The sequence below is a fragment of the Microcoleus sp. FACHB-831 genome, from assembly GCF_014695585.1.
Lineage (GTDB): Bacteria > Cyanobacteriota > Cyanobacteriia > Cyanobacteriales > FACHB-T130 > FACHB-831.
Window position 1 is genome coordinate 92,373 of sequence record NZ_JACJON010000036.1, and the last position, 23,339, is coordinate 115,711.

Here is a 23,339-nt window from a genome sequence, read left to right on the forward strand (position 1 = left end):
ACAGTCAGAACCACTAGAATATCCACAGTGCTGGATAGATTTAGCGCTCCTGCTATCAAGCGGTTAGCCTAATCTATCTATTAACTACTAATTGATAACACAAGAGCGAAGTGGCCAAGGGTTGAGGAACAAATATTCATGAAAGCCATGATTCTGGCAGCTGGTAAAGGAACCCGCGTTCGTCCTATTACCTTCACTATTCCCAAACCGATGATTCCCATCATGCAAAAGCCCGTGATGGAGTTCTTACTGGAACTGCTCCGGAGGCATGGGTTTGATCAGATTATGGTCAATGTCAGCCACCTGGCCGATAAAATTGAGAACTATTTCGGCGATGGGCAGCGGTTTGGCGTAGAAATTGCCTATTCTTTTGAAGGCAGCATTGTTGAAGGCGAAATGGTCGGTAAGGCGCTGGGTTCTGCGGGCGGTATGCGCCGCATCCAGGACTTCTGGCCCTTTTTTGACGGTACCTTTGTGGTTCTCTGCGGCGACGCCTTAATTGACTTAGACCTAACGGCGGCGGTGAAGTGGCACAAGGAAAAAGGCTCCATCGCCACGGTGATTATGAAAACCGTGCCCAAAGAAGAAGTGCCTAGTTACGGTGTTGTGGTGACAGACGAAGAAGGCCGGATTAAGGCTTTCCAAGAAAAACCCTCAGTGGAAGAAGCCCTCAGCACCAGTATCAATACGGGTATTTACATTTTTGAACCAGAAGTTTTGGATTACATCCCCTCTGGTGTCGAATATGATATCGGCAGCGAGTTGTTCCCCAAGCTGGTGGAAAATAATGCCCCGTTCTACGGGATTGCGATGGACTTCGAGTGGGTTGATATTGGCAAGGTGCCAGACTACTGGCGGGCGATTCGCAGCGTACTGCTGGGGGAAGTAAAAAATGTGGCGATTCCTGGGCGCGAAGTTTTTCCTGGCATCTACACTGGTCTGAATGTTGCGGTGAATTGGGATAAGGTGGACATCACCGGGCCAGTATATATCGGTGCGATGACGCGCATTGAAGATGGAGCAAAGATTGTTGGCCCGAGTATGATTGGGGCTAATTGCTGGGTTTGTAGTGGGGCAAAGGTAGAAAACAGCGTCATTTTTGAGTACTCCCGCTTAGGCGCAGGAGTACAGTTGGTGGATAAGTTGGTTTTTGGGCGCTACTGTATTGATAAGACGGGGGCGGCAATTGATGTTCAAGCAGCCGCACTCGATTGGTTAATTACCGATACCCGTCAGGTTCTGCCATCTAATGCAGCGCTAGAAAGTCAGACGATAGCAGAACTGCTAGGAAGTGAGGCGATTAAGCAGTAATTGTTAGCGGTTAATTAGTAATGGGTAGTTGGTAAAAATAAATTACCAACTACCCATTATTTATATGCTGCTAATTGGCTTGGGAATATTTGGCGATCGCGGCTATTAAACCAAGAATATATTTTTATGCACAAATACTGCTTGTGCTGATTTATAAAAAAGCGCGATCGCCCTACATAATTATGCTTTTAGCCTATTGGCAATAGCAGATTATCAGCAAAACTCCCTATCCCTCTAGCCAACAAGAATAAACAAAGAAAAGGCGGATGCTTTGACTCATTAAATATTACTGCATCCACCTTCGCAATTCCTTTAGTGCTAGGGAGACAGATAAGTATAACGACCGAGACTGCGCTCGTAGTTTTGCAGCAAAAGTTGGGATTCCTGAATCGTAATCCGCTTGTCTTGCAAAGCTTGCTCAGTCCGCTGTCGGATACTCTCAACTAAATCTTCAGCGTCGTACTGCACGTAACCAACCACTTCGCTCATCGTGTCACCCTTAACAACGTGTTCGATTTGGTATCCCTTGGGCGTAAGTTGGATATGCACCGCATTGGCGTCGCCAAACAAATTGTGATTGCTCCCCATAATTTCCTGATAAGCACCGTTGAGGAACATCCCTAAATAGTAGGGTTCTCCGGGCTTGAGGGTATGCAACTCTAAAACCGACTTAACATCGCGCAGGTCGATAAACTTGTCGATTTTGCCATCGCTATCGCAAGTGAGGTCTGCCAAAATTGCCCGCCGCGTGGGTTCTTCATCTAGCCGATGAATGGGCATGATAGGGAATAACTGGTCGATAGCCCAGCAATCCGGCGCAGATTGGAATACTGACATATTGATGTAGTAAATCGACGCCATGATTTTTTCGAGTTCTTCCAGGTCGTCAGGAACATATTCCTGCTGTCTGATAATGGCGAGAATTTTCTCACAACACGCCCAGTAAAGCCGTTCTGCTCTGGCTCGTTCTGTAAGTCGCAGTATTCCCAAATTAAAGCGGCTGATGGCTTCTTCTTTGAACTGAGAAGCGTCGTGGTACAGTTCTTGGAAATTATCGCTGTTGATGGATTCGTAGGTTTCCCAGAGGTAGCGAATAACGGGGGGTTCTCCCTCTTGGTAGGGGTCGGGACGCCCGGAGGGTACGTCGCTGGTGCCGAGAACGTCAAAAATGAGGACGGATTGATGGGAAGCGATCGCGCGTCCGCTCTCACTAATTAGCGTCGGTACGGGCAAACGATGTTCGCCACACGCCTCTTTCAACTCTGCCACGATGTCGTTGGCATAGTTCTGCATGTTGTAATTTTTCGAGGCGTAGAAGTTGGTTTGAGAGCCATCGTAATCCACTCCCAAGCCACCGCCGACATCGATATACTTCATATCAGCTCCCAGTTGAGCTAACTCGACGTAGATCTTGCTGGCTTCTTGGATAGCGTCTTTGATCACATTGATCGCAGATATTTGAGAGCCGATGTGGAAATGCAACAACTGCAAGGAGTCAAGCAGATCGGCTTCACGCAAGCGATCGACCGCCTGGATAATTTCTGGAATCGTGAGGCCAAACTTAGCGCGATCGCCGCTAGAAGTTCCCCAGCGTCCCATCCCTTGTGTACTCAGCTTGGCACGTATGCCCAAAATTGGCTTAATTCCCAGCGTGCGGCTAGCTTCGATCGCCAACTGCACTTCTTCAACCTGCTCTAGCACGATAATCGGCGTATGCCCCAGGCGCTGGGCTAAAATCGCCGTTTCGATGTATTCCCTGTCCTTATAGCCATTGCAGATTAGCAAAGCTCCTGGAGTATCCAACATCGCCAGAGCAATCATCAGTTCAGGCTTAGAGCCAGCTTCCAGACCAAATTGATGGGGTCTGCCAAACCTCACCAAATCTTCAATCAAATGCCGCTGTTGATTGCACTTGACTGGAAACACGCCCCGGTAAGCACCAGGATAGTTGTAACGAGCGATCGCCTTATTCATGCAGGCATTCAACCGCTCGATCCGGTCTTCTAAAATATCAGAAAAACGGATTAACAACGGCAGCCCTAGATTGCGCTGCTTGAGAGAATTGACCAGTTCAAACAGATCCAAACTGCCACCGCGATCGCCTTTGGGCGAAACTGTGATGTGACCTGCGGCGTTTATCGAAAAATACGGTTCGCCCCAGCCTTGAATCCTATAAAGATTCTCGCTATCCTCAATCATCCAATTTCTGCCTTGTGCATCGGTGCGATTAATTCTCGCCAAAGCCATTTGTGGTTTCGCCGCACCGCGCTCCTTACGGGCAAGGGCGCCCGGGCGGGGATTGTTTGACGACTTTTCTACCGCAGCTTCATCTGATGGTTCTTCGCTAATCTGCGTTACCTCTACACTCATTTTTTATTTCCCCTCGCTATCCCCTACGAAGTGCTAGTGTATCGCATTCGGCTAGAAGACTGATTGTTGTAGTGTTGTAGGCTACTGTTTTTTTCTGCTGCCTTATTGTCTCTATTTTTTTAAGGTATTAGCTTATCTCCCTAGATGGAATCTAAAGTTAAAATGGCAGAAAATTTTTGTCGAATTGCAATCGATGGTTTAATCGTAGTTGACCAAACTTTGATATAAATGCATAACGGTACTTTCGTTCGGCAAGAGCGGAAACTCAAGTCATACGCCGTCCAAGTAGTCATAGTTGAGGGCATCGATGCTCAACCCGTCTGATAACCGTCCCGCACAGCGCTTAAATCTTGATGTTCTCATACAGCTGAGCAACAAGCGCCCGATTGCCTTTTGGGGAGGACTGTGGGCCTCTATAATTCTGGTTGCCGCTATTGCCGCAACAGGGCTGATTAGTACTGGCCCCCCCGAACTGGAGAAAGCTGAACCCAAACCAACACCAACACCTGTATTCACGCAAGGCTCCAGCCCCGAACCAATTGCGATCGCTTCTGGCCCAGATGCCGCTAGCGAAGGATTGCCTATGTGGTTGTACGGCGCGATCGCTACAAGCTGTGCAACTGGAACTGTGTTAATCTTAATTGCCCTACGCCTGAAACCCTCCCGCCGCCGTCGCCAGCCCCTGAAGCGTTCAACTACTGCGCCCGCCGCCGTCCGCAAAAAACGCCCGCCGTCGCCAAAACGTCGTCCGGTTTCAAGTCGCCCGATGCAAAACCCACCAGTAACAACTTTTTCACCGCAACCCGTTGTTACTATCTTGCCTCCAGAGGAAACTCATCCCCTCGATTGGGGTGACGATAGTTTGGCAGACATGATGGACATTCGCAAGCGGCAGTCCTTGTCTTCCCTCATTGATAAATAGTTCATAAGTTCAAGATTGCTGAATTTAGTTTTTAGCTTGTATGTTGGGAAATCTTGACTTTAAGGAAGAGGTAATTTAACTAGAGTTAAATTACCTCGACTAAAAATGACTAATAACCCATTACCAGCCTTGCCTATAAGGCGAGCAGGTAATGGGTTTAATATGAGCGATCGCGTGCTACATTCAAACACTTACATGAAGATAGCAGCGCGGTTTAAGGCAATTTAAAAAGGTAATTGCCTAGCCTTTTGCTGTTTGGAGCGATCGCCAATCTTTAATCGCTTTTTCTGTCCACAACCAGTTTTTACTAAGCGCATTCGCTTGAAAATTAACAGGATCGTCAGACATCACCTTTTGGCTCATCTTCTTCGATGCATTTAGCAAAGTCCCCCGCTTTTCCGGCGGCTGTTTTTGAGCCGATTGCTTTAGGGCCAGTGCTAACCCAGCGTAAGTGTTCAACGCATCTTTTTTAGACAACGCTCCAGCCGTTGAACCTGCTGGCTTATCTTCAACCTTAGACAGCGCCTCAAACCAAACTTTAATAGCCTGATCGAACTTGCCTTCAGCATAGTAAGCAAAGCCGAGAGCGTTGAGATAACTACCAGTATTGGGTTGCTTTTTATCAGCAAGTTCCCAGTAACGACGGGCATCATCTATACTGAAATCCTTCGCTCCCGTTTGCACAGACTGCCACGCCAAACGACCCCGGAGAAAGCTAATTTTAGGGTTATCAAGTTGCTGTTTGGGTACGGCGGCAAGTGCTGCCTCAGCCGGCTTTAGTGCCTCTCTGTTCAGCAGTTCTTCGACAGCTACAACACCCCCGTTTAAGTCTCCGCGACTAAACTGGTCAACAGCAATTCCTGTAACAGCGTTGGTTTCAGCTTTCTTCAAATTGAGGTTTTTGGAGTTTTCAACCTGACTTTGGGAAAGCGACGCTGGAAGGTTAGCCCTACGCAATAACTCATCTGGTTGGGGATCGCGGTTTTGCAACAACCAAAAACCCAATAGAGCGATCGCTGCTAAGCCTAAAGCCCCCAAACCCATAAAAACAACCGGAACACCTTTGAAGCTTCGTTTCCAGCCCTTTTGTGACTTAGAATTCCCCAGCAGGGAGCCAGAAGCTTTTATTTTTGAATTCTCTAAACCAGGCGTTTCCCCTTTTGGGGTTTGACTTTTTGCGTCTGGAGTTTGTATCGGGGCTTTTAAACTCTGATTTCTAGATTCTGCCCCAGATGGCAACCGATTTTCTAAGTTAGAAGCCTGCGCTACCGATTGCTCTGTTGCGGCATTCGGCTTAGGCAACTGCCGAAACAAATCTGCAACCAGCGCCTCTGCATCGTCGTCGCCCTCATCCAAAAAACCTGGCGGTGCGTCATCGTCATAGCCAACCCAGTCATCCTCCGGCAGCAAACCCAAGTCATCATCATAATCAAGGAACCTAGATGCAGCTAAAGCGGGCGACTCTTCGGGCACTTCTTCCTCCCAAGCTGCAATAGCTTCACTTGGATCGGGTAAAGCGAGGCGTTTTGCTAATTCCGCTGGGTCATTACTCCTGGTGAGCAATCCATCAAATTTTGAATCGAGATATAGAACAGGCAAAGCCCAGTACAGATTGTTGGACCCATAGGAAGAAATTAACCCCTGCCGCGCCCGACTCAAACTCAAGTCAATGGGATAACCTTCTTTGAGGTTGCGGTAAAACAGCCGGGTGAGAGTCAGCGCTACCTCATCGGGAATCCGTTCTGCCATTGCTAAGACGCTGGGAATCCTGCGCTTGACTAATGCTTGTATGAGGTTTTGTTCTCTCCCGGTGTCTGCGTCCGATCCCGATGCTGTATAGGCTCCTCGGCATGAATTAAAGACTGCCATTTGGACGCCATTATTAACCAGCAATCCAGCAAGGTCGTCTCCGCTTAACGTCTCAGTTAATCCGGTTCTGCCGCTAACGAGGTATAAATCGCCGCCGGATACGCCCAGGTTGCTGTGACCTGCGTAGTGGAAAACGTTGTACTGGCCTTGTTCTAGGGCTTGGGTTAGTTGCTCGCGTCCTGGCTGTTCGAGAAGTTCGAGTTCAATGGTGGGCGAGTTCTGACTAGAATGGCGGCGGAGTTCTTCTTGCAAGTGGCTGGCTTCTTGTTTGAGTGCCAGAGTTTCTTGATCGGTGGGACCAGCGATCACCATCAAAATTTTTAGCGGTTGATTGCGATCGCCTGATAGGGTTGAGGTTGGAGTCCTCAATCCTGTTGTCAGTTCGTAGCGAGAAAAAGCTACATCAGTGCCCGTCGCTAGGGGGCGATCGTCTGCGTGCAAGACTTCCCAAGGCAGGCGGAGCAAGCGCGTGTCTTTTAGTCCCAGTCCCAGACGCAGCCGCAAAACCGAGCGATCGCGCTCTGCTAGGGCTTGAGCTATCAGCCAGCTATCTCGCAGGCTGTCTTTAAATAAAGCGTCGTGAAGTTCCTGTCCCAGCGCCACTAAATTTGGAGAGGATGAATTTCCCAGCCAGTCTCCATTTCCCCCTCGTGAGGGCGCAGCTTGCAGCAACTCAGATAAGGGGTCATTCATCAGTTGCCCCGCGATCGCCAACCAATCATCTACAGGCCATCTCACCTGCTCTTGGGCAACGGGAACCCCCGGTGCGCCCCATTCTCTTCGCACCAGGTATTCGTCTTGCGCCTTTAAAGGAGTTACAGAGATATTAAATTCGTGGGCTACTGGTGACATGCACTCTTTCTTCAGATATAAATTTTATAGAAATTTTGGAAACGGCCTTAGCCTTGAGAAAGAATTGTTCCCTTCTATTTCTAGATTGATACAACTTGCTCAAAGTTTCCAGTTGGGCTGCATTCAATCTGTATAACTGTCAACGCTAGATTTTCTTAAATATCCTGATAGTACTAACAAAGCTTAAAAAATTTTGATTTTTATAGCATTCCGCATCGAGTTCGGCGACTAGACGCGAAATTTTCTGGCAAGCTATCCGGATCTTGTCCCTAACTGACGAACAGTAGATTGGTAGATGCACCCTGATTGACTTCCCCTGGCTCACCGGTTTGAGCCGGGGATTTTTTTATTTCGGATTTTAGATTTTGGATTCGATTAAAAATCCAAAATCTAAAATAGCCTAGTCTGAACTTACTACATCAAAGGATTTGACTTCCAAAACGGGGCCAATCATGGCGAAAGTCATAACATCCTTACGCACCTCACCTTTGACTTTCACTTTGAGTCCCGATTTCCGCAACTCAGATGGGGGGTCCTTGAGTTCGTAAGTTTCGCCCGACTCTGCAACCAGTGCCCAAGTGCCTGGGCCGAATCCTTTGCGTTCGATAGTACCGTCTACGCTGATACTCATGCGGTTTGGTGTTCTCCTTTGCTTGCTAAGTAGGCGATTCCAACACACAGCAAAGCATTGACGATTAGGAAGGTGCGAGCGATCGCGCCATCACCCAACCACAGCATTGCTGGATCTACAACCGCACTCACTGCTAAACAGGATGCCACACCCACCGCCGATCCAATCGCCAACCATTTCCAGCTTTGGTGTCCCAGCAACAGCACTACTAAAATCAAGGGAACCAACACGCTGGCTAAAATCGGATTCAACAGAGTACTTCCCTGAACCGCGCCACCCAATTCGGGAATAGAACTGCCCATTACTCGGAAGGGCCATTGGGGAAGGTCAAAGATATAAAATCCGCGTAGGAAAAATAAGCCAGAACTACCTGCAATCAGTCCGGTGTGTAACTGAATTACCCCCATTCCTGCCCAAGGGAAATAATTCCGCAAGAACCAGGCAAGCATATAAGAACCCAACACCATCGCAATCTTGGGCAACAGCGCCACAGCACCGCCATCCAGCCAAAAGCGGGGGCTGAGATAGCCGTTATCCCGCAGCCAGCGGAAGAAGTCCTTGAAGGTAATTTGTCCCCGCAGCGCGAGTTTGACCGCTGCACCTGCATCCAGATGACCCGAACCGAAGTGGTTCAGCGGATCTTCGGCAACAGCCCGTGCTGACTGCTTGAGGACGCTTAAAACTTCATCGGGTTCGGTGATTCCAGAGGCTTTCACCAACGCTGCAACACCCGCAACGTGGGGCGCTGCCATACTTGTGCCTTGGTAAGCGGCAAAGTTGGTGATGATATTGCCCTCGTCATCGTAGCCAATGGTTTCTTGCAGAATCCCACCTAATTGATTCTTGCTGGTGTCTCCACCGGGGGCTGAGATATCTACACCTGCACCGTAGCTGGAGTAGAATGCTTTTTCACCCGCAGAATTTAAGGCAGAAACCCCAATAACGCGGGGATATCTGGCTGGGTAGGAGGCTTCATTTTCGTCGGAGTTGCCTGCGGCTGCTACTATGACAACGCCTTTGCTGTGGGCGTATTCGATTGCTTCTTGCATGAGTTGGCTTTCACCGCCACCACCCAAGCTCATGTTAATTACGCCAGCACCGTTGTCGGCAGCAAATTTAATTGCTTCTGCAATATCGGAAACTGTACCGCCCCCACTCCCACTCAATACTTTGAGGGGCATGATACTGGCTTCGTAAGCAACGCCAGCTACACCATAGCCGTTGTTGGTGGCTTGGGCTACTGTACCCGCAACGTGGGTGCCGTGTCCGTTATCGTCATCGGCGTTTTCTTTGTTGTTAACGAAGTCGTAGCCTGGGACAAATTTGGTGTCTTTTAAGTCGGGAACGACGCTAACACCTGTGTCGATGACTGCGACGGTGACGCCTGCGCCTTTAGTTTCGTCCCAAGCTGACTCGACGTTTATGCTACGCAGGTTCCACTGTTTGCTGTAGTCTGGATCGTTGGGAACGCCATAGGCGTTGTAGATGTAATTTGGCTCGATGAATTCCGTTTGCTTTGCTATGTCGGACTTTTTCAGGGCGTTGAGTAGTTTGCGATCGCCCTCAACTATATATACGTGGTCTTTTGCTGAAAACTCGCTGTTGAAGATCGGTTCGACGTTGTATTGTCTTGCGATCGCTGCTATTTTCTCGTCTAGCACTGCTGCTGGAACATCGTCGCGGAAGTCCAGCACAATGCTGTCAAATTTGCCCTGAGTTGCCAGTCCCTTGAAGTTAAACAAGGCCCAGCCTAACCCTAATAAAAACAAACACGCTATGAAAACCTTTCTCATACCAACACGTTACCCTTAGTGCCAGTTTATTTATAGTCAATGCTTAAAGCTGACTCGTTTCCGCTTTGAGCTTTGCTATGATCCACTACCATAACTCAGAGCTACCTGTATCTGGTAGTAATATTTGATGATAACTAATTTGTTTTTTAGAGTGTAAGTTTTCTAATGGAAAAGGGTCTTCTCTGGTTACCTCTCCTGGGAGCGTTTATCTGGCTAGCCCAGCAAGGGTGGAACGAGTATCAAAAAGTTGAAGCTTATCGCAACTGGGCTTCTGGGTTCGAGCGGGCTAAATATGATATCTATGCTGTCCTCGGTCAAAAAGACAGCGATTTGACTTGGGGAAAACCTACGCGCCAAGGGCCAGTAAATTTAGCAACATTTTCTCTTAAAGAGGTGCAATCGATTCGCTTGCTTGTGGATGAACAGCCAGTTGATATGCAAGCGCCGCCGGACAAAGGTCGTGCTGTTGCTTTGGAATTTTTACCCTCTAATACCTCGGCTTCCATCAAAATTCCTTTTACAGAAATTCCTCTAGCAGCAGAATGGGGTAAGTTTTTACAAAAGGAATTGCATCAGTTGCAGTCTGAGCCAAGCTAGTGAAGTTATTAATTTTGTAGATAAAAGCGATCGCCAATAAATTCTCAACTTCAAAGCCCGCGCGATCGCTCTGATCAGGCAATTGCTTTTTTTAAGTCTTTCCCAAGCTTATCTATGTTTTTTTTAACGTAGAAGCTATATTCTTACTTGTTATTATTTCTTATATAAACTTTTTTAATAAAGCTTTTTATCTAGTTATTTAGACGCCAAATAATCTTCTCTTCTGGAAGAGGCGATCGCTAAAGTCGCATGGCGACGCTGTAAAAGTTGAAGAAGAAAATTTAGTATGCAGGCAATTATAAATATTATTTGAATAATATTCCTGGGAGGTCTGTAAATATTATTGCGGACAGGCACTGTCCAAAAGTCTTGAAACCTATAGGTTTTCTTGCTTTGTGTTTTAACTTTTTACTTGCTTAGTAGGTGGTTCAAGTAAGCTTATTGCAGTTAACATTTGTAACTTATTGACCAGACACGCTTATTAAGTGGGCGTTGGAAATAATCCTAAAAATAGTGTGTACCCAGCCCCCTTTTCAAAGCAGAAAACCTGGTTTGCTGTTTTCAGGTTAGTGGCGATCGCCTACTTACTCACTTACACGATATTCCCTTGGGATGAACTACCACTATCAGAAACTTCTATCTAGGGCTAGATAAATTTATTGTCAAATTTTAGAAAGATCTATATAAAAGCAAATCCTGTGCTGTTAAGGCCATTCAGCAGTGGCCTTATAATTGTTTGCATTTACTGGCATTGTTGTAGTAGCAGCGCAGGTTCGCAAACGGCCCCATAACATTTCGTCGTATAGCTCCGCTATCAGGTGATGCAATGAATCAAGTTTACCCAGAGCGTAGAAGATTAATGCGTATAATGGCACTGGTGCTTTCAGCGCTGCTATCAGTTCCTTTTTTGACTGCCTGTGGAGGAGGAGAACAAAGTTCTGCACCACCTCCCGTTGACGCTCCTGCTGCTAATACCCGCAGAGCGTCCAATCCTCCCCCCGCACGGCAACCCCAAGCCAAGAAAGGATTGTCAACAGGCCAGAAAGTTGCAATCACCTTAGCGGGAGCTGCTGCCCTTTACTATCTCTACAACCAGCACAAGAACAAGCAAGGTCAAGGGGCGCAGGGCAAATACTACCTCTCTAAGAACGGGCGCGTTTACTACCGGGATGCTCAGGGTAAAGCTATTTGGGTAACGCCACCAAAAGAAGGAATTCAAGTACCCCCAGAGGAAGCGGAAAGATATCGAGATTTTCAGGGCTATAACAACAGATCCACAGGAAAAGATTTAACTGAGCTGGGATCGGATGCGGTACCAGCACAAACAGCGCCGTAACTGTTGTTAAGCTCGACGTTGTACAGATGCGACGATAAAACACAGAACAACACAACGGCCATAGAGAATAAATCTTTACCCTCTACACAGCCGTTCCATACCGATTTAGTAAGGAGAACAATCATGGTAGATGGGTTTTTTAAAAAGGTACAGGATGCCGTCTTTGGCTCCCAAGATGAGGGATACGATCAAAACGCCGAGTACGATCGCGAGGTTCGCCCAGCCAGCGAAGATCCATATGGCGATCCCGCAGACTTTGGTGAGTTTGGCGACGTTCGCCCAGCCAGCGAAGACCCCTACGGAGATCCCGCAGATGAATATGGGCAGTTTGCTGACATTCGTCCAGCAAGTGAAGATCCCTACGGAGATCCGGCAGATGAATATGGGCAGTTTGCTGACATTCGTCCAGCAAGTGAAGATCCCTATGGAGATCCGGCAGATGAATACGGACAAATTGCGGATATCAGCCCAGCCAGCGAAGATCCATATGGCGATCCGGCAGATGAATACGCCTAGTTAAGTTGGTCTACGATTTTGGGCGATCGCTTTGATCTAGCGGCGAATATGTAGTTGGTTTTAAAGCTGTTAGCAATAAATAGCAAAGAAGGCAGTGGCGTTACTCGTCACTGCCTTTTGTTTTATTACCATCGCTTCTAAGTGGCGAAACTTGTACCATCAGGCAGGTTCAGTAATTTAGCTATTGCCAAGCATAAAAAAGTCATTTGGGCTGGTCTTAATGCAGTCTTAAACTCGCTCTACGTTCCGTTTAGGTGTTAGCCTAGCCTATCACTTGCTAATGGGGTTTCTGAGCCAATAGCACCACTGCTTCGCTTCTCGTGTGTTTCCCTTTGCTCAACCTGACAAGTGTAAAAGCTTTAGCCGAATTGTACGCATATAGGAAGATTTGGACAAATGGTTAAGTGTAAAAATACGCCGATTCTCCCTAACCTCATATCTTTCATGGCGTGGCATTTATTTAATTAGTTTTTAAGGAATTTAAAGAGAGCAATTTAGTGTAATAAAAGTTTGTATTTATGGATACTCACTACATTAATACGATCCAGAACTTTAGGCGGACGAGTATAAAAAATAAGATAGTTAAATTTTAAATAAGAGCTGCAACAAATTTTTTCCAATTTTGCAAAAAAAAAGCAATTTCATTACATTTTCAATTTGTTGCTCATCAAAAAAGTTTGTTTTTACCAAGATTCCATAGAATATCGGAATTTATTTCGCATAAAACAAGGAAATTCCCATGAACGTACAAAATCAGAAAAAACTGTCAATCAAAAATTTGGCGATCGCCGCCGGAGTTGCTACGGCTAGCTTGATTTTTAGCGTGCCAGTATTAGCTCAAGGTACATCAGGAAGTGGCCAATTAAATAACGGTGGCTCCACAACCAACGGCGGGCAATTAAATAACACTCCCTCGGCTCCTGCGACAACAGACGATGGGCAAAGGAATACCGGCGGCTCGACCACAGGCGGCGGTCAAAACAATACAGGTGGCTCCACAACCAACGGCGGGCAATTAAATAGCACTCCCTCGGCTCCTGCGACAACCAACGGCGGGCAATTGAATAACGGCGGAGCGACCACAGGTAGCGACCAAAACAATACAGGTGGCTCCACAAACAACGGCGGGCAATTAAATAACAGTCCCTCGGCTCCTGCGACAACAGACGATGGACAAAGGAATACTGGCGGCTCGACCACAGGCAGCTACCAAAACAATACAGGTGGCTCCACAACCAACGGCGGGCAATTGAATAACGGCGGCTCGACCACAGGAAATGGTGGCGCTAGCGGCGGCGCTGTAAGAGCGCTCTGGTAATTTCCAGACAGTCTTTCTACCCATAGAAAGACTGCCAAACCTGTGAAGCTTATTTTATTTATCGCTTCACCTTTTTAATATCACTTCCGTTTAAGCACTTGGGTAATAAATAGTCTCTTTGTACTTAGCAACTCGCGCAGACACTAGCCGAGAAACCCAGGTTGCTTGCGGAAGTGATATAAAATTTTTCTAATTTCAGTTTTAATGGAGAAATGTTGCATTTAAGCTAATTTTTAATATGCTAAAAAAATCGCTATTTTTTGCTAGTTTAATATTAATATTTGGCTTATTATCTAGCCCTCAAGTATCATTAGCTGCTGAAATACTTAGAGAAGTTACTAATAGTGAATCTAATTTTATTAGTCAACCACTCCGTTTAGAGATCAGCCTACGCCGCCGCCGAGTAACCGTTTATTCCGAAAACAGGCCAATTAAAAGTTACCCGATTGCAATAGGCCGCGCAGGTTGGAGAACCCCAACTGGTAATTTCCAGGTAATGCAAATGTTGGAGAAACCGGGTTGGATCAACCCACTAACGGGGCAGGTTATTCCAGGAGGAACTAAAGAAAATCCTCTAGGGAAATATTGGATTGGATTTTGGACAGATAATACCAATTGGATTGGTTTTCACGGTACGCCTAATCCTGAGTCAGTAGGGAAAGAAGCATCTCACGGTTGCATTCGGATGTATAACAAGGATGTTGAAGAATTATTTTATCAAGTTAGTTTGGGAACGCCAGTAACAGTAGTACCATAGCTGTGTTTTATACAAAATATTAACAACTGAGGTGTATAAAATTGCCCAGTTGGCTAACAAGCTTTAGTTTTAGCTTCCAGCGGGACATGGCAATAACATAGCGCTAACTGGTACTCATAGGCTTAGTCTAGGGCGCAAAGTATTGCGACAGTACGGATTTATTTGGGAATTGAGAATCGCTATATAGAATTTCGCTAGCGGGAATTTTTATCAGCAATTTCGCCCTCTAAATTACCCCAGTTCGCTGAACAAATCAGCAAGAATAGTATTAGAAAACAAAAATCCATCCGGATCGTTTAACCTAAGCTGCCCAACTGTTGGAAGTTTTTTGGCATCAATATCCAGCACTTCTACTGACGGGGTAACTATTTCCACCCAACCTTGTAAGTAGTATGGCTGCAAACAAGCCCAAATGCGTTCCAAAGTTTTTTCGCCGAAATCTTCAGCCAAGGTGGACAAACTCAAACCTTCTGCCAAACGCAACCCCAACATTAAGGTTTCTAACAGTACGTCAATTGCAGATATTTGAGGGCAATCCAGCACGCCACCAGCATCAATTAATTCTTGCACCCATTCGTAGTATTCTCGCGTTTTGCGGGGGCGGGTGAATCGTTGCCTATTAAGGTAGCTTGCGGCTCCCATTCCAAAGGCATAGTAAGGATGATTTTCCCAGTAAACTCGATTGTGACGGCACTGATGTCCGGGCTGGGCATAATTAGAAATTTCATAGTGTTCGTAACCGCCAGCGTTGAGGACTTGTTTTGCCAGTCGGTACATCTGCGCTGTGGTTTCATCAGTCGGTAGCGGTTTGGCACCGGGTTGATACTGGCGACCGAAGGCGGTGACAGGCTCGATTTGCAGGTCATAAATTGAGATATGATTGCTAGCGATCGCCACCGCCATTTCTAAAGACTGCTGCCATTGTTCTAATGTTTGATGCGGCAAGCCAGAAATTAAGTCTAAGCTGAAATGTGCAAAGTCTACTTTGCCAATTAGCTCAACTGCTGCGAATATATCAGGTACAGAGTGCGATCGCCCGCACACTTGCAAAAGTTCTGGCTGAAAAGCTTGCACCCCCAGACTGATGCGGTTTACTCCGGCATCGCGATAGCCTTTGAGTTGTTCCCAGTCAAAAGTACCTGGGTCCATTTCCATAGAAATCTCAGCATCGGCGGCAATGCCAAAATGCCGTTCAAGCTTATCAAGTATTTGTCCTAACTGCGTCACCGACAAAAGCGACGGTGTGCCCCCGCCCAAGAAAACCGTTGCTAACGGTTTCCCAAAAGTTGGGGTAATGTTAATTTCCTGACACAGAACATCGACATAGTTGGCGATCGCTCCAGAGTTGTTACCAGCCTTGCGATCCCCAACTACAGAGATAGGAAAATCACAGTAATAACATCGACGGCGGCAGAAGGGAATATGGACATAGGCGGAACTGGGAATACCAAAACCTATGACTTTTTCATCTTTATTTAAAGGAGCTAACACGTAATTTACAACAATACTGGGGCTAGACGATCAATTCTTAATCGGGTGATTAATACTTGTTAATTTACTAAAATTTTTAGGCGATCAAACTGCTCTAGGGACGCAAAAGCGAGTTCAGGCATTTAGGCGATCGCAAGGCAAAGGCTGATGGATAAAGCACTTTGGTCTTGAGTTAAGCCGCGATGGCGATCGCTAAATATTAACTTGCTCCTCCGGCGTCGGTTAACCGAAAAGAGCTGACCCACCTAAAAGATATAATGAATGTGCAAACAGAATCTAGTTTTATTTTTTGTTTGAATTCCTACTTAGGAATTACCACCATTATCAATTGGAGCAAAAAATGCTCGATGCCATCATAATTATTTTACTCATCATAGCAGCGGCAGGTATAGGATTCGACAGCATTGAATTGCTGCCGCAAGATATGCTCGCTAAAGTAACCAATCTGGACGCTTTGCGCTTAGTCACAGCGGGGTTTGGTGCCCTAATTGGAGGTGCGATTGGCTTAACCGTACAAACAGCCTATCGTCGCCTGGAAGCGCAAGTCCGTCAAATGCCCGTCGAAGTTATATTAACCCGTTCCATCGGCTTAGTTATTGGCCTTTTAATAGCTAACCTGATGCTGGCTCCAATTTTCTTGCTGCCAGTGCCGATAGACTTTGCCTTTACTAAGCCCCTAGTTGCTATTCTAGGTAGCGTGATGTTCTCCTACTTGGGTGTCACCCTAGCCGATACGCACGGTCGCTCCTTCTTGAGACTAATAAATCCCAACTCTGTTGAGACGATGCTAGTAGCTGAAGGGACGCTCAAACCAGCAATTACCAAAGTTTTAGACACCAGTTGCATCATCGACGGTCGTCTCGAACAACTTCTGGACACTGGATTTATCGAGGGTCAAATCCTCGTACCGCAGTTTGTATTACAGGAGTTGCAACAGCTTGCTGATGCCTCCAACGACCAAAAGCGGGTTCGGGGACGCAGGGGGCTGGATATCCTTAACAGGATAAAGGTTGCTTTCACAGAACGTATTGTCATTCATCCAGACACCTACGATGACGTTCCGACAGTTGATGCCAAATTAATTCGTTTCGCGCAAGAAATTAACGCGACCCTGTTGACGAACGACTACAACTTGAGTAAAGTCGCTTCGTTACAAAAGGTGTCGGTTCTGAATATCAACGATTTAGCGCAGGCGATTCGTCCGATTTATCTGCCTGGTGACAACATTGACCTGAAAATTCTTAAGGAAGGCAAAGAACCAGCTCAAGGCATCGGTTATCTAGATGATGGCACGATGGTTGTTGTGGAAGAAGGACGCGGCTACGTTGGCGGGGAACTAAGGGTTGTTGTAACCAGTGCCTTGCAGACTTCAGCAGGACGAATGATTTTCGCCAGACCTCAAGCTTCTGTGGTTGCTTAAGCTAATGCCTCGGCCAATTCGAGTCAAAAACTGCGATCGCTGCGGGCAAAACGCAGCGATTCTTTATAGGGTGCAGTGCGATGAGTCGGGTGAATGGATTTTTGCGTGCGAGAAGTGTTGGCCTTACTTAAGTCAAAATAATCCTTTTTATGCCTACGGCGGTACTTGGAAAGCTAGGAAAAAGCGCTCTTAAAGAAAAATAAAGGTGGGCAATGCCCACCTTTATTTTTTCATTCCTGCAAAATCGTTTTAGAGACAATGCGGGTTTTCTTTTTATCAGCTTCCGAGAGTTCCTGGCCTGATTGTAAGCGCGTGGCGCTGGTTTGCAGGACAGTTGCTGCTCCTTTGTCTCCCATTTGCAGGGCAGTTTTGGCGGCAGTTTGTAACATTGTGGCAGCACCAGCGCGATCGCCCTGTTGCAATTTAGCCTCAGCCATTTGAGTTTGCCTATACTTAGCCAATGCCAGGATAGACTGTTGCACGTCTTGATTGGGAGCGGGTTGGTAAGACCTGACAAAGTTTGCCTCGATGGGCAGGAGTTCGGTGAGTAACCCTTCCTTGCCAATAGCAGGGTGATCGTAGCGCACTTGCACGTTGGCGATCGCTTGTCTACCTTCCGGCAACTGCCCCAGGTACAGGGTAGCCAAAATCACCCTTTCTACATCCTTCATCAAGTCGCCCAGCCGCACGACTAATTTGCTGCCTTCTTGTTGCACTGGGAGTTCAATCGTGTCCGGTGCTACTTGAGCGATGGGTTTGAGTTCAGCCAGACGCACCTTGGGCATCAGATCCAGTAGCAAATAAGCATTGGTTAAGGCGACGGACTGAGCGCGGTTGAACAGACGCCCAAACTCATTTAATGCCTGTTCTGGATGCTCAATGTAAGCTAGAGTTCCGCCTGCTCCATCGGCAATTTTTTCTAAAATGTCCTGGTTCCAGTGTTCGCCAAATCCCAGAGTATTTAGAGTCAGTTTATACTCAGTCGCAAGTTGAGCTAATTTGAGACATTTTTTGTTGTCACCGTGTTCGTTCTCGCCATCTGTCAGTAGAAATGCTTGGGATACGGTATCTTTTTTACCCTTAGCCAGTTCTTCAATTGCCAGCTTCATCCCTTCATCGATAGCCGTGCCACCATCAGCGCTTAGAGAAGCAATCTGGTTTTTCAGTTTGGCGGTATCATTTACGACTTGATTGGGGACGATGACTTTGGCGCGGTGATCGAAGGCGACAACAGAGATGCGATCGCCAGGGTTAAGACGCTCGATCAGGCTTTGTGCTGCCTGTTTGACAATTTCCATAGGGCGCCCCCTCATCGAGCCGCTGCGATCGAGAATCAGGCACAAGTTAAGCGGCACGTTCCGTTCTGTATCGCCAGCAAGAGCCGACAGAGAAATCGATAGTTGACGCTGGCTACTTGCTTGAGTGGCATCAACATTGGCATCATTCAGAGCAGGCTGCAAACCAACTTTCATGGGATAAGACTCCAGTTAAGGCGAGAAGATATACGAATAACCTCACGGCAAAACGCCGCTTCTACGGAAGAAAATTTGTAAATTAGCGTACACATACTACTGACAGTAGGCTGCCTTCACAGCCGTCAGTGCAATCGGGTGGTATGCCACAGCCACGTTCAAAGCGCTACTATTTTTAAAGATAGCGCCATTATTGCAGCGAACCAAAGGCTATGGACTCACCTATAAAGGCTGTTCAATCTCCCTACTACGGCGATAACTTTTACCGGACACCGCCACCAGACTTACCCTCTCTGCTTTTAAAGGAGCGGATTGTCTATCTGGGAATGCCATTGGTGGCAGCGGTAACGGAACTGATAATCGCTGAACTGCTGTATTTGCAGTACGAAGACCCAGACAAACCGATCAAAATATACATCAATTCCACTGGTACATCGCGTTACGACGGCGAACCGATAGGTTTTGAAACCGAAGCCTTCGCCATTTGCGACACGATGAACTACATTAAGCCGCCTATCCAGACCATCTGCATCGGTTCGGCGATGGGAATGGCGGCGATGTTGCTCTCCGCTGGCACTAAAGGCTTTCGCGCCAGTCTCCCCAATGCCACGATTATCCTGCACCAAAGCAAGAGCTATGCTCGCGGTCAGGCGACGGATATTCAAATCCGCGCTAAAGAAGTGCTGGCAAATAAGGCAACCATGATTGATATCCTGTCGCGCAACACTGGTCAGAATACTGAAAAAATTGCCAAGGATATGGATAGGTTGTTGTACTTGACACCCCAGCAGGCTAAGGAATACGGCTTAATCGACGTGGTTCTAGAGTCGGCACAAGATTTGCCTACGCCGCTGCCCGCGGGTGTCCTCTAGGGGCTAGTGGTTCCTTTTTTCAAAAGCGATCGCATTTAACGATCGATAATCAACAATCAACTCAAAACTGATTTCGGAGTGCCGTATTATGCCTATTGGCGTCCCTAAAGTTCCGTATCGGCTACCTGGAGAGCAATATACCCAGTGGATTGATATCTACAATCGCCTCTACCGAGAACGGATTATTTTCCTGGGCAAAGACGTTGATGATGAACTGGCTAACCAGATAATTGCCGTCATGCTTTATCTGGATTCTGAAGATCCAGGTAAGGATATTTTTCTCTACATCAACTCTCCTGGTGGCGTAGTCACGTCGGGCATGGCTATCTATGACACCATGCAGCACATCAAGTCAGACGTTGTGACAATTTGCGTCGGTCTGGCGGCTTCTATGGGTTCATTCCTGCTGACAGCTGGGACAAAAGGCAAAAGGCTGGCTTTGCCCCACTCGCGGATTATGATCCACCAACCCTCTGGCGGTACGCGCGGACAAGCTACAGATATTGAGATTGAAGCGCGGGAAATTCTGCGGATTCGTCGGCAGCTAAATCAGATTTATGCTGATAAAACTGGTCAGCCGCTAGCGAAAATCGAGAAAGACATGGATCGTGACTTTTTCTTGTCTGCACAAGAGGCGATGGAATACGGGCTAATTGACCGCGTGATTGAAGAACGCCCGTAGAAGTTCGCTTTCCCCCATACCAAGCCAATTGGCGTATAGACGATGGACTATCGACAGTGGACAATGGGTAAGGGACTGGTCTAGAGTTTATAGTCTGAAGTCCAAAGTCTAAAGTCTGTAGAGGCTTTGCCTGCAACGTCTCTACAAATTAGATTGTCCATTATCCAAAATCTGCTGATAGCAGGAAGCTGCGCGATCGCTCTAATGAATCTGGCCGATTGCTATCGCTTGTTGGGATTAAGATCGGGATCTTCCGCGACTGAAATCAAAGCGTCTTATCGTCGTCTGGCATTTCAGTATCATCCTGATGTTAACCCTGGAAACAGGCAAGCCCACGATAAATTTATGGAGCTGACGGAGGCTTACAAGTTCCTCCTCAGCGTGGTAACTGCATCTGGGGCTAGGCAGACATCAAGCCAGCCCCCAGACGCTGATATTTTGTACGACCCGGCGGTGGCGACTAAGGTGACGCCGAAGCCGCCGCCCGTGCCAAATAGTCCACCGTTATCGCCAAGCGATCAAAAGCTAAAGTGGAATTCTTACCAACAGTTGCAGCAACTGCTTAAGTCCCGCAAGTTTGCCCGCGCGATTGCCCTGGCAGAAGGTTTAGCGCAGCGGTTTCCCCAAGATATGGAAGTGCGTCAGTGGCAGGCGATCGCATATCAACGCTGCGGTCATCAATTGGTAAATGAAAAGCAGTTGGACAAAGCTAGGAATTATCTCAAAAAAGCCCTGAAGACCGACCCCCACAACCGTTCTCTCTGGGCTGAGGTAGAACGAGATTTCCGCCGCATTGAACAGATATTTCGCTAATACTGAGTTAAGTTTTGAGTTTTGAATTAAGAATTCTTCTAACCTCATAAGTCATAACTCTCGCACTCGCCAGCCCAAGGAATTGTGACACTAAACGTGCTGCCAACTCCCACTTCACTTTCCACATTAATACTGCCGCCATGTAAATCCACGCACTTTTTCACAACCGCTAGCCCTAGCCCCGTTCCCACAACATCACCTACATTTGTGCCGCGCTGGAAGGCTTGATAAAGCTTTGGCCGATCTTCTAGCGGAATGCCAATACCCTGGTCTTGAACCTGCAAAATAGCTTTTCTCGCTTCACAACTAAGGGTGAAATAGATATTGCAGTTAGATGGTGAATATTTAATTGCATTGGCAAGTAAATTTGTGACAATAGACCGTAGCAGCTTTTCATCCAAACAAGCTTGTTCGCATGGGTTTTTGCTGGTGAAAGTGATACGACTCTTAGTGCGATCGCTCAACTCTATTTCTTCTACTATGTGTTGACAGAAGCTATCTAAATTCAGCGGTTCTGGATTAAACTCTAACTTGCCTGCTTCTGCTCTAGTCAGCGTCAAAATATCCGTTAAGAGCTGAGTCATAGTTTTTGCCGCTCCTTGAATGCGATATATATTTTTAAGCGTCTTCTCCTTCGGCCATTCTTTAGTGCAATTTTCTAGCAACTGAGCCGAAATTAAGATTGTGCTTAAAGGGGTGCGGAACTCATGAGAAGCCATTGAGAAAAAGCGCAGTTTTAGTTCGCTAAGTTCTCTTTCTTTTTCCAAAGTGCGGCGAATTTCTTCCGCCTGCTTCCGTTCGGTGACATCCTCTGTTACTCCAGCCCGTCGATATACTTCCCCAGCAGCATTTTTAATTGGAAAAGCGCGATCGCAAATCCATCGGATTACACCGTCTGGCTTGACAAGCCTATACTCAATTTCAAACTCTGTTTTAGCGTTCTTTTCCAGATTGACAACCACTCGCTCCCGATCCTCTGGATGGACGACTTCTAAGAAAGATTTAGGATTTGCATACAAACTCTCGCAACTACGTCCCCAGATTTTTTCATATACAGGATTTACATATAAAACTTCCTTCAGATCGGCATCGCTCATCCAAAATATTTCATGAATATTTTCCGCGATTTGGCGAAATTTTTCTTCGCTGGTTCGTAGCGCATCCTGTGCTTGCTTTTCTTCAGTAATATCACAAGCTAAAACCAGCCTTGCTCTCCGTCCGCCAAAAATTAATTCATGAGAAGTAATTTCGACATCAATAATAGTTCCATCCCGCTTTATATGTCTTTCTATGGCTACTCTCTTAACGCCGCGAGGAAGAGTTGAAATAATCTCTAGGAAAGCAGGCACATCTTCTGGAAGATGAATGTCCTTCATCGTCATCGTTAAAAACTCTGCTTGCGAATACCCGTAATGTTTTATTGCTAGATCGTTAACAGTAATAAAAGCTAGAGTTTCTAAATCGTAAACCCACAAAGGATGAGGATTAACCTCGAACAAGTTGCGGTATCGTAGTTCACTCTCCCGCAAATTCTGCTCTACTTTCTCGCGCTTAGTGATTTGTCGGATTAGAAGCCAGTAGACTGCAAAAAGCAGCGCAAAGCTTAAGCAAGAACCAGTGATATCCATGAGGATCGTCTCTCGGAAACTTTCTTGTGACTCCGCTGCGCGACGTAGCAAGAGCGATCGCTCCTCGCTTTCCATTTGGGCAATCTCTTTCCAGATTGCATCGTGCAGCATCAACCCTCGATCCGTGAGGGATATTTGAACCGCCGCGTTAGATTTATTCTTTTTGTACAACTCAACAGACTTTTCTATCAAAGCCACTCTTTCGGCAATTAGCGGTTCAAGGATATCTAGTCTTTGCTGGTGCTTGGCGTTATCAGCCGTGGAGCGCCGGAGTTCCTGGAATTTTGGATTAATATTTTCAATAGAAGTTTTGTAGGTGTCTAAATATAGCTCTTTTCCCGTAATTATATACCCCCGTCGCGCCCTCTCGGCATCGCGCACAGTAGTCAATACATCCCTAACTTCTTGCAAAACTTGGTAAGTATATTCGACCTTTTTTTGTCTTTCAAATAGTCTATTCATGTTGTGATACGAAACTATGCTAACGATGCTGAGGATTAGCATCGCCAGCCCCAAGCCGCCAGCAACGATTTTTTTTTCGAGGAGCCATTTCATCTGGGGTAATCTTTGAATGTTAGAAAATATTATTATCGTTTGGCTGCAACTTAGATTAGCGTTTTAATAAAACTTGCTAAAAATCCTGGTTAGATTAGCTAGAGTTTAAAAGGAGGTAAAACCATTTTTGCCTA

Annotated in this window: 21 protein-coding genes; 13 read left to right on the top strand and 8 right to left on the bottom strand. The window is 46.7% G+C overall.

Going from position 1 to position 23,339, the window contains the following annotated elements:
• The first annotated feature begins 138 nt into the window (after positions 1-138).
• Entirely contained in the window at positions 139-1,311 is a 1,173-nt protein-coding gene (locus tag H6F77_RS08450; RefSeq protein WP_190487262.1) for a nucleotidyltransferase family protein, read from the top strand.
• A 318-nt stretch (positions 1,312-1,629) separates the two neighbouring features.
• On the opposite strand, the gene speA is transcribed toward H6F77_RS08450, so the two are convergent.
• Positions 1,630-3,558 carry a biosynthetic arginine decarboxylase gene (gene speA / locus H6F77_RS08455; protein WP_199321246.1) on the bottom strand — a complete coding sequence of 643 codons (1,929 nt, stop codon included), beginning with the start codon at positions 3,556-3,558 and terminating at the stop codon, positions 1,630-1,632.
• Positions 3,559-3,988: 430 nt separating this feature from the next.
• Here speA and H6F77_RS08460 point away from each other — a divergent pair, with 430 nt between their 5' ends.
• Positions 3,989-4,603: a hypothetical protein gene (locus tag H6F77_RS08460; protein ID WP_190487266.1), complete on the top strand. Its 615-nt coding sequence runs from the start codon at positions 3,989-3,991 to the stop codon at positions 4,601-4,603.
• A gap of 105 nt (positions 4,604-4,708) precedes the next feature.
• Positions 4,709-4,831: a hypothetical protein gene (locus tag H6F77_RS28295; RefSeq protein ID WP_255515702.1), complete on the top strand. Its 123-nt coding sequence runs from the start codon at positions 4,709-4,711 to the stop codon at positions 4,829-4,831.
• A 12-nt stretch (positions 4,832-4,843) separates the two neighbouring features.
• Here the strand turns inward: H6F77_RS28295 and H6F77_RS08465 are convergent, their stop codons facing one another.
• From H6F77_RS08465 to H6F77_RS08475, 3 genes are all read right to left on the bottom strand, one after another.
• Positions 4,844-7,324, bottom strand: a complete 2,481-nt coding sequence (locus H6F77_RS08465; RefSeq protein WP_190487268.1) for a CHAT domain-containing protein — start codon at positions 7,322-7,324, stop codon at positions 4,844-4,846.
• Between the two features lie 400 nt (positions 7,325-7,724).
• Complete coding sequence (locus tag H6F77_RS08470; RefSeq protein ID WP_190487270.1) at positions 7,725-7,955, bottom strand: hypothetical protein; 231 nt, start codon at positions 7,953-7,955, stop codon at positions 7,725-7,727.
• Positions 7,952-9,748, bottom strand: a complete 1,797-nt coding sequence (locus H6F77_RS08475) for a S8 family peptidase (protein ID WP_190487272.1) — start codon at positions 9,746-9,748, stop codon at positions 7,952-7,954. Before H6F77_RS08475 ends, H6F77_RS08470 begins: the two co-directional genes overlap by 4 nt.
• A gap of 165 nt (positions 9,749-9,913) precedes the next feature.
• Between H6F77_RS08475 and H6F77_RS08480 the strand changes: the two genes are divergently transcribed.
• From H6F77_RS08480 to H6F77_RS08500, 5 genes are all read left to right on the top strand, one after another.
• The gene (locus tag H6F77_RS08480) at positions 9,914-10,345 is read left to right on the top strand and encodes a hypothetical protein (protein ID WP_190487274.1); all 432 of its coding nucleotides are present in this window, start codon (positions 9,914-9,916) and stop codon (positions 10,343-10,345) included.
• 826 nt (positions 10,346-11,171) lie between these two features.
• On the top strand, positions 11,172-11,681 hold the full coding sequence (locus H6F77_RS08485; RefSeq protein WP_190487276.1) for a hypothetical protein: 510 nt from the start codon (positions 11,172-11,174) through the stop codon (positions 11,679-11,681).
• A gap of 123 nt (positions 11,682-11,804) precedes the next feature.
• A complete protein-coding gene (locus H6F77_RS08490) occupies positions 11,805-12,197 on the top strand; it encodes a translation initiation factor (protein ID WP_190487278.1) in 393 nt (130 codons plus the stop codon).
• 739 nt (positions 12,198-12,936) lie between these two features.
• The gene (locus H6F77_RS08495) at positions 12,937-13,515 is read left to right on the top strand and encodes a hypothetical protein (RefSeq protein WP_190487279.1); all 579 of its coding nucleotides are present in this window, start codon (positions 12,937-12,939) and stop codon (positions 13,513-13,515) included.
• A 238-nt stretch (positions 13,516-13,753) separates the two neighbouring features.
• Positions 13,754-14,272 (top strand): L,D-transpeptidase, encoded by a 519-nt coding sequence (locus H6F77_RS08500; RefSeq protein ID WP_190487281.1) that lies wholly within the window; start codon positions 13,754-13,756, stop codon positions 14,270-14,272.
• 231 nt (positions 14,273-14,503) lie between these two features.
• On the opposite strand, the gene hemW is transcribed toward H6F77_RS08500, so the two are convergent.
• Positions 14,504-15,763 (bottom strand): radical SAM family heme chaperone HemW, encoded by a 1,260-nt coding sequence (gene hemW, locus H6F77_RS08505; protein WP_190487283.1) that lies wholly within the window; start codon positions 15,761-15,763, stop codon positions 14,504-14,506.
• Between the two features lie 122 nt (positions 15,764-15,885).
• On the bottom strand, positions 15,886-16,008 hold the full coding sequence (locus tag H6F77_RS28300) for a hypothetical protein (protein WP_255515703.1): 123 nt from the start codon (positions 16,006-16,008) through the stop codon (positions 15,886-15,888).
• Positions 16,009-16,103: 95 nt separating this feature from the next.
• On the opposite strand from H6F77_RS28300, the gene H6F77_RS08510 reads away from it, so the two are divergent.
• Both H6F77_RS08510 and H6F77_RS08515 read left to right on the top strand, forming a co-directional pair.
• A complete protein-coding gene (locus tag H6F77_RS08510; protein ID WP_190487285.1) occupies positions 16,104-17,183 on the top strand; it encodes a PIN/TRAM domain-containing protein in 1,080 nt (359 codons plus the stop codon).
• Between the two features lie 4 nt (positions 17,184-17,187).
• Positions 17,188-17,376: a DUF8622 domain-containing protein gene (locus tag H6F77_RS08515; protein WP_190487287.1), complete on the top strand. Its 189-nt coding sequence runs from the start codon at positions 17,188-17,190 to the stop codon at positions 17,374-17,376.
• 37 nt (positions 17,377-17,413) lie between these two features.
• On the opposite strand, the gene H6F77_RS08520 is transcribed toward H6F77_RS08515, so the two are convergent.
• Positions 17,414-18,655, bottom strand: coding sequence for a vWA domain-containing protein (locus H6F77_RS08520; protein WP_190487288.1), 1,242 nt, complete (start codon positions 18,653-18,655; stop codon positions 17,414-17,416).
• A 212-nt stretch (positions 18,656-18,867) separates the two neighbouring features.
• Here H6F77_RS08520 and H6F77_RS08525 point away from each other — a divergent pair, with 212 nt between their 5' ends.
• The 3 genes from H6F77_RS08525 to H6F77_RS08535 all read left to right on the top strand — a co-directional run bounded on the left by H6F77_RS08525 (position 18,868) and on the right by H6F77_RS08535 (position 21,022).
• A complete protein-coding gene (locus H6F77_RS08525; RefSeq protein ID WP_190487290.1) occupies positions 18,868-19,527 on the top strand; it encodes an ATP-dependent Clp protease proteolytic subunit in 660 nt (219 codons plus the stop codon).
• 88 nt (positions 19,528-19,615) lie between these two features.
• Positions 19,616-20,209, top strand: a complete 594-nt coding sequence (locus H6F77_RS08530) for an ATP-dependent Clp protease proteolytic subunit (protein ID WP_190487292.1) — start codon at positions 19,616-19,618, stop codon at positions 20,207-20,209.
• A gap of 204 nt (positions 20,210-20,413) precedes the next feature.
• Entirely contained in the window at positions 20,414-21,022 is a 609-nt protein-coding gene (locus H6F77_RS08535) for a J domain-containing protein (protein ID WP_190487499.1), read from the top strand.
• 44 nt (positions 21,023-21,066) lie between these two features.
• Here the strand turns inward: H6F77_RS08535 and H6F77_RS08540 are convergent, their stop codons facing one another.
• Entirely contained in the window at positions 21,067-23,205 is a 2,139-nt protein-coding gene (locus H6F77_RS08540; protein ID WP_190487294.1) for a PAS domain S-box protein, read from the bottom strand.
• Positions 23,206-23,339 lie beyond the last annotated feature (134 nt).